This window comes from Vibrio sp. A2-1 (genome assembly GCF_021728355.1).
Lineage (GTDB): Bacteria > Pseudomonadota > Gammaproteobacteria > Enterobacterales > Vibrionaceae > Vibrio > Vibrio splendidus_K.
Map to the genome: position 1 here is coordinate 598,691 of NZ_JAKKCO010000002.1, position 12,249 is coordinate 610,939.

A 12,249-nucleotide genomic window follows, 5' to 3' on the forward strand; every position below is an offset into this window, starting at 1 on the left:
ATCACCGGCCGTTAATTAAAAAGGCTGTAACATGCGAGTTAAGTACAGCTGGGCTTTGGTATTACTACTTTCTGGTTGCCAATTAACTCAGTCAGAGAATCCAGACCAAGCTTCCGAGCAAACCAACACACCTCCTACTAAAGAAGTTTCTCAAGCGAACGTTTCATCAGAAGCAGCAGCCAAAGAAGATCAAAAAGTTGAAGCACCTGTCGTTACTCCACAAACACAAGAAGATGTTTGGAAACGTATTGCGATGCAACTAGAAATGGAAGTACCCGACCAAAAGAAGGTTGATTACTACCGAACTTGGTATTTAAAACACCCTAGTCATCTAAAAACCGTCTCACAACGTGCTGAACCTTTCCTTTATCTGATCACCACTAAGATTGAAGAAAAAGGCTTACCACTAGAATTGGCACTATTACCCGTTGTAGAAAGTTCTTTCGATGCATTTGCCTACTCTCATGGCAGCGCAGCAGGTCTATGGCAATTCATTTCTGGCACAGGCAAAGACTACGGACTTGAACAGAACTTCTGGTACGACGGTCGTCGTGATGTCGCTGCCTCTACTGACGCCGCATTGGATTTCCTCTCAGACCTTAACCGACGTTTCGATGGCGATTGGAACCATGCCATTGCTGCCTATAATAGTGGCGGCGGTCGTGTAAACAGTGCTATCCGCAAGAACAAGAAGTTGGGTAAGCCAATCGACTTCTTCTCTTTGGACTTGCCAAAAGAGACCAGCAGCTACGTACCTAAACTCCTTGCGCTAGCTGATGTGATTGCCAACCAAGAAAAGTATGGCATCGATATCCCTGCGATTCCAAACAAGCCAGTACTGACCCTGGTTAACCCAAACGAACAGCTTGATTTAGCGATTGCTGCAAGCTACGCAGGTATTCCAGTCAAAGAACTGCAAGGCTACAACCCCGCTTATAACCAATGGGCGACCGCACCTGAAAAACATCAGCAATTATTGCTTCCCCTAAGCTCTGTTGAAAAGTTCAACAAAGAAGTGGCGGCCAATAAAGGCAAAGGCATGAAGTTGGTGCGTTACAAGGTTCAGTCTGGTGACAGCATTAGCGTACTAGCAAGTAAATATAACACCACCAGCAAAGTGATCCGCTCTGCAAACGGTTTGAGCAACAACAATATTCGTATTGGACAGCACTTACTTATCCCAACATCCACCAAAGACGACAAGACATACGCACTAAGCGCTTCAAATCGCCTAGCAAGCACACAGTCGAAGAGTCGTGGTCAATATAAGCTTAGTCATACCGTAAAAAGTGGTGACAGCCTATGGACGATTGCACGCGCAAATAAGGTATCTCACCAATCACTGGCTAAGTGGAATGGTATGGGGCCACGCGACACGCTTCGAATTGGTCAAGAACTGGTCATTTGGAAGAATAGTTCCGACGGTGCCATCATCCGAACTGTCTTTTATAACGTAAGATCAGGTGACACAGTCAGCGGTATTGCATCAAAGTTCAAAGTAAAAAGCGCAGATGTTGTAAAATGGAACGCTTTGCAGAACAAGAAATACCTACAGCCAGGACAAAAACTGAAGCTGTATGTTGATGTAACTAAGGTAAGTGTATGAACCCGTCAAGTAACCCACTCGTCATGCTGTTGGATATATTCCGTTCACCAACAGCTTGTTTCTTAGCGCTTTATCAGCGAAGTGCTTGGGGATGGCAACCCTACGTCGTATTAATGCTCAGCCCGTTTTTATTCTGGGGTGCTTATTTTTCGAATGTAGATTTTGCATGGTTAAGTGCAGAATTGTCACAACAACTGGCTCAAACGAACCCTGACCAATTGGCGTTACTTGACAGTAATACCTTACTCGCGAGTGAAATCATCAGCGATGTGTTTGGCCGTACGTTAACCATCATTCTGTTGGCATTCTGGTTTAACCTAGCAACCAAACCAAGCCAGCATCAACATAGCTTTTGGCGATGGTTTGCAGCGGCATCGGTTGTGATATTCCCGGCTGTTTTAGGTGATGTAGCAAGCTATGCAAGCCTGATACTCAAGCATGGACAAGTGATGAGCTACGCTGCTGACTTGAACAGCTTAAACGGCTTAATCAAGTTACCACTAACCAATGATTGGTCGCAGTTTGCCAGCTCTTTACCACTGTTATTACCATGGTATATCGTGTTGGGTTACGCCGCGGTATTAACGTGGACTGAGTTTGAGCGTGGTCAAGCATTGGTCATCTCTGGCTTGCCATGGGTTGGCTACTACCTAATCTGGGCGCTCTACATTTTAATCTTTTAAGTTGAAGAGGTAAGGCTAGCGAAAACTCTCTAGCTTATTACCCAAAGTAACCACAGTGTGAACGGTGAATGGCAAATAGCTAAGATCCAATGACTAATAAGCTAATAACTTCTTACTATTTAGCCTTAAAGGTCACTCGCATAGGGTTATGATCAGAAGCGTCCGTAATGGGCGCTTTTGCATTTTCTACCTCTAACCCTCGATAGAACACATGGTCGAGCACCAATCCTGTCATAAACTGAGTACGGTTATCCGGTTCAAAGGCAACTTCCGTCAAACCGACCTGTTCCAACGCATCTTTCAATACAGCAAAGCGAGCCTCACTCCAGCTATTAAAATCCCCAGCAAAAATAACAGGCCCACGATACTGTTGCAGATTGTCAGTTAAGCTCTTGAGCTGAGCCTTGTAATCTTCCGTGCCAAAGGTAAAGTTCACGGCATGGATATTAATCACAGCCAACTCTTCGCCATTGCTTAGTTGGTAACGCGACCAAAGCGCCGATTTAGGCAATTGAAGCCAAGGTTCTTCATGAGTATACGCACAAGCTTCGATCGGTAAATGCGTCGCTAAGTTAAGTACGCCAGCACTTTGTTCAAAGGCTTCAAACGCATTCACACGAGTGCTTCCCCACTGGCCGCTTGTCACCCATTGGCGAAGCTCTACTGTCATACTCGCTTCTTGCAGCAATACAAGATCGCTTCCTGCCGTCAATTTGTTCAGTTCACTCTGCCAATTACTGCGATTTTGCTTGTAGATATTCCACACGGTAATGCTTAGTCCATCAGACACATCAATCGCTTTCGGTGCGGAGTTTTGGTAGCAACTGTAGATGTCGTTACTGGTACTTTGAGAGGAAGTGATCAGGTTGGGTTTATTCGGGATCACGAAGATAAAATGAAAACTAACGACAGCAAGCGTTATCAATACGGCGATAACAATGATGGTTTTCTTAAACATACAGCACCCTACCAGAAATGAAAAAGGAGCGATAAACGCTCCTTTTAGGGTAATAGTTTTTTATACGGCGTCTTCGTCTTCTTCGCCAGTACGAATACGTACCACACGTTCAACGTCAGTAATGAAGATCTTACCGTCGCCGATTTTACCGGTTTGAGCCGTTTCGATAATGGTATCAACACACTGGTCAGCCACTTCGTCGGTCACAACGATTTCCAATTTCACTTTAGGTAAAAAGTCGACCATGTACTCTGCGCCGCGATATAGCTCAGTATGACCTTTCTGACGTCCAAAGCCTTTAACTTCAGATACTGTCATACCCGTAATACCCACTTCTGCAAGTGCTTCACGTACATCATCAAGTTTGAATGGCTTGATAATGGCTTCAATCTTTTTCATGTTCATCCCTTAAACTGTGCGAATAGCTCATTATCGGTTAGCTATAGTAAACATTCAATGAAAAAAGCCAGAGCTTTAAAGCTCTGGCTCGAAATTTATCATCTTGTTTAATCAGCGCTTTGAGAAGGTTTTACTTAAGGCTTGCGTAGTAAGCGGCTAGATTCGCGATATCTTCATCACTCAGCATAGAAGCTTGAGCCTGCATCACAGCGGCCAAGCCACCATTACGCTGTTTTGTTTTGTAAGCGTTGATCGATGAAACGATGTACTGCTCATTTTGTCCTTTCAGGTTTGGGTAACCTGGAATCATAGCGATACCATCGGCGCCATGACAAGCCGCACAGATTGCTGCTTTAGCTTGACCCGCAGCAACATCACCCGCCAGAGCGTTACCACTCAATAGTCCAAGTCCGAGAACTAATCCTAGTGTAATTTTCTTCATTGCATATTCCATTAATTATTTTTATTAAAGTGACGGTGAATTGTGACACAAACTTTTTCTACTTGCTCCAAAGCGCTTCACAATCTTGACCTTCGTAGTTTTTATCTACGAATAAGCCTAAAACAGCGATCACTCGATCGCCATCCATTAATATCGGCGTTCTGCGTCTTAACCAACTGGGTACTTGGTATTCCTGAAACAGCTTCTTGAGTTTTCTACTATGCCCGCGCCCAACAGGGTGAGCCGAAAGTCCTTCAGGGTTAAAGATCACTCTTAGTGTTGCGCTTGTATCCGGCAAACTAAAGCTTTGCACATCGCGGTTGTTCGATGCGCCATCACTCAGTGCTGAATTTAAGCGTAGCTCCCCTAAGCCATCGGGTAGCGTCACACTCTCTCCCATTAAAAGATGGCTTTGCCAGTCGGATAGGTCTTTAGTCTCTCTCACTAAATAGAGCTGATGATTAAAACGTCGAACTTCGGCATCATTCAACACCAGCTTAGGGTTGGCGTCCGCCTGAGCGCATGCGACTTCATCCCAAATAAGCTTGAGCTGCTTTTGACTCGGCATCGGTTGATTACAATGACTCAACCACATTCTTAGCAAGCGTGCTCGTAACAAGTCTGAATGTTGAGATAACGCCTCAATGCTTAAGTTTTGGCTATCCCCTAAAGCTTGCTGAAAGTGTGATTCAAGCAACTCATCCAACAGTAACTCTTGCTCTGCACATAGCTGAGCACTACGACTGACCGCCTCTCGGAAACTAGGCCAGCGCTCAGTCAGTGCCGGAGTGACTTGATGACGAATAAAATTGCGGTCAAAGCGAACGTCTTGATTACTCTCATCTTCGACCCAAGTTAAACCCATGTAGTGCGCCGACGCTTCAATGTCTGATCGAGTCACTGAAAGTAGCGGTCGAACGATAAACGCTTCGCCAAACGGCATCACCTTCGCCATTGAAGAGAGCCCTTTCGGACCACTGCCACGCTTCAACGCCAACAAGAAAGTCTCCAGTTGATCGTCGATGTGTTGACCCGTAATGAGAACATCACCAAAACTCAGGTGCTTCTGAAACGCATTATAGCGAGCATCTCGAGCCAGCTTTTCTACGCTCTCACCACTGTCGATATCCAGCGAGACTCGTTCTACAGCTAACGAAACCGACAAAGCATCACACCATGTTTGGCACTGCTCAGCCCAGTGATCAGCATTGTTGCTTAAACCGTGGTGAACGTGCACCGCGCAGCACTCAATGCCATGCGTTTGCGCGTACTGCGCTGCTAACTCTAACAAGACTCGAGAATCAACACCGCCACTGAAAGCCACGACCAACCTACTAGGCTTGAGTGCGCTTTGATTAAGTACAGATGTGAAGGTTTCGATTAAGTGAGTCATGAGCGAGTGAACCATGAGAGTAGGTTTGAAGGGAGAATATTTTAATAATAAAAAAGGGTTGGCACTGAGTCCAACCCTTTCATCATCTTGTTACTTGAAGCTGCCTCATTTCAAGGCACGCTTATCAGCAGTAACCGTAGCTCATTAGGCGTTGGTAACGACGCTCAAGCAGTGCTTCGTTATCAAACTGCTCTAGCTCTTCTAGCTGTTTAACTAGCATGTCTTTCATGTTCTGAGCCGTTTGTACTGGATCGCGGTGCGCGCCACCTAGAGGCTCAGGAATGATTTCATCGATAAGCTCAAGCTCTTTAAGACGAGGAGCAACTAGGCCCATCGCTTCAGCAGCTTGTGGCGCTTTATCTGAATCACGCCATAAGATTGAAGCACAACCTTCTGGAGAGATTACTGCATACGTAGAGTACTGAAGCATGTTCACGTAGTCACCAACACCAATCGCCAGTGCACCACCAGAACCGCCTTCACCCACAACGTTACAAATAACCGGAACTGAAAGGCCAGCCATAACTTTTAGGTTTTTAGCGATAGCTTCAGATTGACCACGCTCTTCTGCACCAACACCTGGGTAAGCACCCGCTGTGTCGATAAAAGTAATAATTGGCATGTTGAAACGCTCAGCCGTTTCCATTAGGCGGAGTGCCTTACGGTAACCTTCTGGCTTTGGCATACCAAAGTTACGGATCACTTTCTCTTTAGTCTCACGACCTTTCTGGTGACCAATAACCATAACAGGACGACCATTTAGACGAGCCATACCACCCACAATAGCTTTGTCGTCAGCGTAAGCGCGATCGCCCGCCATCTCTTCAAATTCTGTGAAGGCATGCTCCAGGTAATCTTTGGTGTAAGGACGTTGAGGGTGGCGAGCAAGTTGAGCTACCTGCCATGCACCTAAGTCACTAAAGATTTTCTGTTTAAGCTCTAAGCTTTTTTTCTCTAGTTGTTCGATTTCTTTGTCTAGATCTACCGCTGTGTCACCACCGTGACGCGAAACGTCACGTAGCGCTTCGATTTTTGCTTCAAGTTCAGCGATAGGCTTTTCAAATTCTAGAAAGTTCAGGCTCATCTATGAATCCTTGTTGATTCAGCTCCGCATTCACGAAGCTAAATTTTAGTTAAATTCGAGTTCTACTTGGCTATTTCCAAGCAGCTGTTTTAATTCGTCTAGTAATGTATCACTTGGCGTCACACGCCATTCTGTGCCCAATGTTAACCGCGCTCTAGCGTCGGCACGCTGGTAGTATACATTGACTGGGACCGTTCCGGCTCTATAAGGTTCTAAGATTTGACTAAAGCGTTCAAAAAATTGACCGTTAATTTGGGATTGATCGATAGATATCGATACCCCACGAGCATATTTCTCACGGGCGCTTCCTAAGTCCATGACCTCGCGCGCGGACATTTTAAGCCCACCATTGAAATCATCAAAGCTGACCTGTCCAGAAACGACCACAATTTTGTCTTTTTCGAGTAATTCAGCGTAGCGATCGAGCGCATCCGAGAACAACATCACTTCCATTCGCCCCGATCGGTCGTCGAGGGTCATCAAACCAATTCGAGTTCCGCGCTTCGTGGTCATTACCCTAGCAGCAATGACCAAACCTGCAATCGTTAAAGACTGATCACGACGCGTCGGCGTCGCATCTTTCAAGCGACAGCTGGTGTATTTCGCGAGCTCTTTAATGTACGCATTAACCGGGTGACCCGTTAAATACAAACCTAACGTCTCACGCTCACCTTCAAGCCAAACTTTTTCAGGCCATTTAGGTACTTGGGTATACTTGTGTTCAACTTCTTCCGGAGCATCGGTTAACACACCGAACATATCCGACTGACCAAACGACTCGGCATGGTGATGTTGACTCGCCGCCTTCACCGCATCTTTCAATGATGCCATCATCGCCGCTCGGTGAGGACCTAATCTATCTAACGCGCCTGATAGAATCAACTTTTCAATAACACGTTTGTTGACCTTCTTCAGATCAAGACGTGCACAAAAGTCGAATAAATCTTTAAAGTAACCGCCTTTATTTCGCGCTTCAATGATGGCTTCAATAGGGCCTTCACCTACCCCTTTAATCGCACCAATGCCATAAACAATCGCGCCGTCTTCATCGACATTGAAGCGGTATAGACCCGAGTTGATATCGGGTGGAAGTAGCTTGAGCTTCATACGGAAACACTCATCGACAAGGCCAATAACCTTTTCGGTGTTATCCATATCTGCGGTCATTACCGCTGCCATAAACTCCGCCGGGTAGTGGGTTTTCAGCCACAGCGTTTGATAAGAAACCAGTGCGTATGCCGCAGAGTGAGATTTGTTGAAGCCGTAGCCCGCAAACTTCTCTACCAAGTCAAAGATCTTCATGGACAGTTCCCCATCAACACCATTGGCTTCAGCACCTTCTTTAAAGGTACCGCGCTGTTTTGCCATCTCTTCAGGCTTTTTCTTACCCATCGCACGACGCAACATATCCGCTCCACCAAGCGTATAACCCGCAAGGATCTGAGCGATTTGCATTACCTGCTCTTGATACAGGATGATGCCGTAAGTTGGTTCTAGTGTTTCTTTTAACGATTCGTGTTGCCACGTTTCATCAGGGTAAGATACAGCCTCTCGGCCGTGTTTACGGTCGATAAAGTTATCTACCATGCCTGATTGCAGAGGGCCCGGACGGAACAAAGCTACCAATGCGATGATATCTTCAAAAGAGTCGGGTTGTAGACGCTTGATCAGATCTTTCATACCGCGTGATTCCAGTTGGAATACCGCCGTCGTTTCAGAATTTTGTAATAGGTTAAATGACGCTTGGTCATCTAGAGGAATCGATTCAATACGAACCGGCTCTTTACCTTCTTTCTTCAAGCGTGGGTTTACGAGGCCTAACGCCCAATCGATGATAGTCAGGGTACGTAGACCCAAGAAGTCGAATTTAACCAAACCGGCGGTTTCAACGTCATTCTTATCGAATTGCGTTACCGGGAAGTTGCCTTCCGCATCTGCATAAATAGGTGCAAAGTCAGTAATCGTGGTGGGTGAGATAACAACACCACCCGCGTGCTTACCGGCATTTCGCGTACACCCCTCAAGAATACGACACTTATCAATCAGTTCGCGTACTTCTTCATCACCGTCGTAGAGTTCTGGCAATGCTGGCTCAGCAAGGAAGGCCTTCTCTAGCGTCATGCCCGGATCAGGTGGAACCAGCTTAGAAATACGGTCAACGAAACCAAACGGGTGGCCCAATACTCGGCCAACGTCACGAATTACCGCTTTTGCCGCCATAGTACCAAAGGTGATGATCTGAGAAACGGCATCACGACCGTACATCTCTGCTACGTGATCAATAACTTGGTCGCGTTTATCCATGCAGAAGTCGATATCGAAATCGGGCATAGATACACGTTCTGGGTTCAAGAAACGTTCGAACAGCAAGTCATATTCAAGTGGATCAAGATCGGTGATATCCAATGCGTAAGCCACCAAAGAACCGGCACCAGAACCACGACCCGGGCCTACTGGTACGTCGTTATCTTTTGACCACTGGATGAACTCCATTACGATCAAGAAGTAACCCGGGAACCCCATGTTGTTGACAACTTCAAGTTCAATCTTAAGTCGCTCATCGTATTCAGGTCTGCGTTCAGCTCGAACTTTCTCATCAGGGAATAGAAACGCTAAACGACGCTCAAGGCCTTCTTCTGATTTTTTAATCAAGAAGTCTTCAATCGCCAAACCTTCCGTTGGGAAGTTAGGTAAGAAGTATTCGCCCAGTCGAACAGTTACGTTACAACGCTTAGCAATCTCGACACTGTTTTCCAGTGCTTCAGGGATGTCAGAGAACAACTCACACATCTCTTCTTCACTACGCAAGTATTGTTGTGAGCTGTAGTTTTTCGGTCGACGCGGATCAACCATTGTAAAACCGTCGTGAATCGCCACACGAATTTCATGGGCGTCAAACAAGTCTTCAGAGATGAAAACCACTTCGTTGGTCGCGACAACAGGCAGGTCTTCTTGTTCAGCAAGCTCTAGTGCAAAGTGCAGATAAGACTCTTCGTCCGGGCGCCCAGTACGAATTAGCTCCAGATAAAAACGGTCTGCGAAATGTGTTTTGTAAAACTCAACGCTGCTTGCAACCAACTCTCGATTGCCTTTCAGCAGCGCCTTACCAATCTCACCCTCTTTTGCTCCCGATAGAAGAATCAGGCCTTCGGCATGTTCAATCAGCCACTCTTTATCAATAACAGGCTGATGTTGTACATGACCACGAAGGTAAGCTTTTGAAATCAATAATGTTAGGTTGTTGTAACCTTTATTATTCGTTGCAATAACAGTGAGTTTGGTCAATTCATCGCCAAAATCCGGAGACTGCATCAAGAAGTCAGCACCAATAATAGGTTTAACCCCACACCCATGGGCAGTACCGTAAAATTTCACCAAGCCACATAGGTTAGTAAAGTCGGTCAATGCTAGAGCGGGCATACCCATTTCAGCGACTTTCTTAACTAATGGTAGCACCTTAGATAGGCCATCCACCATCGAAAAATCACTGTGTACGCGTAGGTGAACAAATTTTGGATCTGACATTATTTTTCCTGAGTTCTAGGTTTAGGCCTAGGATTACAACTGTGTGTATTCTATTTTTTTCTACCGCAAACAAGCAACTTTATTCGATGCCTTGCTCCGGTCAACATGAGTCTAAGCAATATAAAGCTCTAATCAATATAAAGCTCTAACCAATACTAAGCACTAATCAATATACAGCCTTAGTCGACGAGTTTTAGTCGAGACCTAAAATGCGCTTTACTGGCTTAAAGCTTTTGCGGTAATGCTCGGTGACACCGTGTTTTTCAATCGCCTCGAAATGCGCTTTGGTCGGATAACCTTTATGTTTAGCAAAACCAAACTCTGGATGAAGTTTATCAAGTTCTTCCATCTCTTGGTCACGAACAACTTTAGCGATGATAGATGCCGCACTGATTTCAGCAACTCGCAAGTCCCCTTTTACAATAGCAAGACCATCCATCGGCAGTTCAGGAACGCGGTTTCCATCGATTAGTGCCATATCCGGTTGAACGCTTAGCCCTGCGATAGCTCGCTGCATAGCAACCATGGTCGCTTGCAGAATATTCCACTCATCAATTTCTTGCGGGGAACAACGACCAACAGACCAAGCCAAGGCTTTCTCTTTGATTTCAGGAAACAGAGCCAGACGCTTCTTCTCAGACAGTTTCTTTGAGTCGTTCAAACCTTCGATTGGATTATTAGGGTCGAGGATAACCGCAGCTGTAACAACATCGCCAACTAACGGCCCGCGCCCTACCTCATCAACACCAGCAAATAACTGGTAGCCTTGAGGATACTCAAAAGGAGGAAGCTCTTTTTTCTCTTTTACTGCCATAATTCTTCTCTTAATGTTCTGTAAACAAGCACTTTATGACTCAACACATGGTCGATCTATCAATTTCAATACCGCATTAGCGGCTTGTTTATCCGCGTCTTTACGAATCCAATGATGCATCTCGGTAAAGCGTTCGATTAATGCGCTGTTATCAGCGGATAGCATCTTATCGACAGACGGAAACAAGAAGTCTGGGTGACACTCTTCAAGAATATGCTCTTTCACAATCTCTTCGCCAGCCAAAATGTTCGGCAACGATACGAATTCAGTAATCGATAATTTCTTAACAATATAACCCGTCAGTTTATTTACTTTGTAGCCAACGACCATCGGGCGTTTCAGCAACATGCATTCGAGAGCAACAGTACCCGAAGCTAACAGAACAGAATCAGCAGCGGTAATCACGTTGGTGGCGGTATCTTCTACCAACGTAAATTCAAGTTCAGGTGCCGTTGATTGCCAAATTTCAGTGAACTGCTTTTTACGCTGCTCATTAACGAGCGCAACAACAAAATTGATATCAGGGTATTTTTGCTTAATACGCTGGCAAGTTTCAATAAAGGGTTGAGCAATCAAACTCATCTCACCACCGCGACTACCCGGTAATACGGCTAACCAAGGCTTATCTTGATCTAAACCTAAAAGCTCGCGAGCTTCTTTTTTATTCGGTTCTAGTGGAATGGTGTCTGCCAATGTATGGCCAACAAATTCACAAGCAACATTATATTTATCGTAGAATGCCTTTTCGAACGGCAAGAAAGCCAGTACCAAGTCGGTTGCTTTGTCGATTTTAAAGATACGCTTTGGACGCCATGCCCATACTGAAGGGCTGACATAATGAACGGTCTTAATACCCGCGTTCTTAAGATCCAATTCAAGTCTTAGGTTGAAGTCTGGCGCATCGATACCAACGAAGACATCTGGCGGGTTTTGAGTGAAATACTTAACCAGTTCCGCTTTCACTTTTAACAAACGAGGTAAACGACCAAGCACTTCTACAAGCCCCATCACGGCAAGCTCTTCCATTTCGAAAAGAGACTCACAACCAAGCGCTTTCATTTTTGGTCCGCCAATACCCACGAATTCAGCATTCGGATATTGTGATTTGACCGCTTTAATAAAACCCTCGCCAAGCGTGTCACCCGAGAGTTCTCCGACGACGATACCTACGCGTAGAGGTTCATTCGAAACAAAGTCCGAGCTATTGGTTGCTGCTTCTTGCTGTGCCATAGTTTTCCAATTCCCTTCTTGCCTAAAACAAAAAAGACCGCCCAATGAGTAGCGATCTTTTTGTTATACCAATCTGATTAAGTCATTATTGTCGTACTTGATATGATTGGTAAAC

10 protein-coding genes are annotated in these 12,249 nt (G+C 45.4%); 2 read left to right on the forward strand and 8 right to left on the reverse strand.

Going from position 1 to position 12,249, the window contains the following annotated elements:
- Nucleotides 1–31: 31 nt before the first annotated feature.
- Complete coding sequence (locus L3V33_RS10310) at nucleotides 32–1,606, forward strand: LysM peptidoglycan-binding domain-containing protein (protein ID WP_065205026.1); 1,575 nt, start codon at nucleotides 32–34, stop codon at nucleotides 1,604–1,606.
- A complete protein-coding gene (locus L3V33_RS10315; RefSeq protein WP_004734331.1) occupies nucleotides 1,603–2,289 on the forward strand; it encodes a YIP1 family protein in 687 nt (228 codons plus the stop codon). Before L3V33_RS10310 ends, L3V33_RS10315 begins: the two co-directional genes overlap by 4 nt.
- Before the next feature lie 115 nt (nucleotides 2,290–2,404).
- On the opposite strand, the gene L3V33_RS10320 is transcribed toward L3V33_RS10315, so the two are convergent.
- From L3V33_RS10320 to lpxB, 8 genes are all read right to left on the reverse strand, one after another.
- Nucleotides 2,405–3,247, reverse strand: coding sequence for an endonuclease/exonuclease/phosphatase family protein (locus L3V33_RS10320; RefSeq protein WP_237290339.1), 843 nt, complete (start codon nucleotides 3,245–3,247; stop codon nucleotides 2,405–2,407).
- Nucleotides 3,248–3,307: 60 nt separating this feature from the next.
- Nucleotides 3,308–3,646 carry a nitrogen regulatory protein P-II gene (glnB, locus tag L3V33_RS10325; RefSeq protein WP_004738609.1) on the reverse strand — a complete coding sequence of 113 codons (339 nt, stop codon included), beginning with the start codon at nucleotides 3,644–3,646 and terminating at the stop codon, nucleotides 3,308–3,310.
- A 130-nt stretch (nucleotides 3,647–3,776) separates the two neighbouring features.
- A complete protein-coding gene (locus L3V33_RS10330) occupies nucleotides 3,777–4,088 on the reverse strand; it encodes a cytochrome c (protein WP_029222103.1) in 312 nt (103 codons plus the stop codon).
- A gap of 58 nt (nucleotides 4,089–4,146) precedes the next feature.
- The gene (gene tilS, locus L3V33_RS10335; RefSeq protein ID WP_237290340.1) at nucleotides 4,147–5,481 is read right to left on the reverse strand and encodes a tRNA lysidine(34) synthetase TilS; all 1,335 of its coding nucleotides are present in this window, start codon (nucleotides 5,479–5,481) and stop codon (nucleotides 4,147–4,149) included.
- A 124-nt stretch (nucleotides 5,482–5,605) separates the two neighbouring features.
- The gene (gene accA / locus L3V33_RS10340; protein ID WP_171329180.1) at nucleotides 5,606–6,565 is read right to left on the reverse strand and encodes an acetyl-CoA carboxylase carboxyl transferase subunit alpha; all 960 of its coding nucleotides are present in this window, start codon (nucleotides 6,563–6,565) and stop codon (nucleotides 5,606–5,608) included.
- Between the two features lie 45 nt (nucleotides 6,566–6,610).
- Nucleotides 6,611–10,090, reverse strand: coding sequence for a DNA polymerase III subunit alpha (gene dnaE / locus L3V33_RS10345; RefSeq protein ID WP_237290341.1), 3,480 nt, complete (start codon nucleotides 10,088–10,090; stop codon nucleotides 6,611–6,613).
- Nucleotides 10,091–10,283: 193 nt separating this feature from the next.
- On the reverse strand, nucleotides 10,284–10,904 hold the full coding sequence (gene rnhB / locus L3V33_RS10350; protein ID WP_017084147.1) for a ribonuclease HII: 621 nt from the start codon (nucleotides 10,902–10,904) through the stop codon (nucleotides 10,284–10,286).
- Nucleotides 10,905–10,937: 33 nt separating this feature from the next.
- Nucleotides 10,938–12,134 (reverse strand): lipid-A-disaccharide synthase, encoded by a 1,197-nt coding sequence (gene lpxB / locus L3V33_RS10355; RefSeq protein WP_004734339.1) that lies wholly within the window; start codon nucleotides 12,132–12,134, stop codon nucleotides 10,938–10,940.
- Between the last annotated feature and the right edge of the window lie 115 nt (nucleotides 12,135–12,249).

Bases quoted from the DNA above. Each gene is read 5' to 3' on its own strand.
- L3V33_RS10310 (WP_065205026.1), top strand. From the start codon at position 32: ATGCGAGTTAAGTACAGCTGGGCTTTGGTATTACTACTTTCTGGTTGC.
- L3V33_RS10315 (WP_004734331.1), top strand. From the start codon at position 1,603: ATGAACCCGTCAAGTAACCCACTCGTCATGCTGTTGGATATATTCCGT.
- L3V33_RS10320 (WP_237290339.1), bottom strand. From the start codon at position 3,247: ATGTTTAAGAAAACCATCATTGTTATCGCCGTATTGATAACGCTTGCT.
- glnB (WP_004738609.1), bottom strand. From the start codon at position 3,646: ATGAAAAAGATTGAAGCCATTATCAAGCCATTCAAACTTGATGATGTA.
- L3V33_RS10330 (WP_029222103.1), bottom strand. From the start codon at position 4,088: ATGAAGAAAATTACACTAGGATTAGTTCTCGGACTTGGACTATTGAGT.
- tilS (WP_237290340.1), bottom strand. From the start codon at position 5,481: ATGACTCACTTAATCGAAACCTTCACATCTGTACTTAATCAAAGCGCA.
- accA (WP_171329180.1), bottom strand. From the start codon at position 6,565: ATGAGCCTGAACTTTCTAGAATTTGAAAAGCCTATCGCTGAACTTGAA.
- dnaE (WP_237290341.1), bottom strand. From the start codon at position 10,090: ATGTCAGATCCAAAATTTGTTCACCTACGCGTACACAGTGATTTTTCG.
- rnhB (WP_017084147.1), bottom strand. From the start codon at position 10,904: ATGGCAGTAAAAGAGAAAAAAGAGCTTCCTCCTTTTGAGTATCCTCAA.
- lpxB (WP_004734339.1), bottom strand. From the start codon at position 12,134: ATGGCACAGCAAGAAGCAGCAACCAATAGCTCGGACTTTGTTTCGAAT.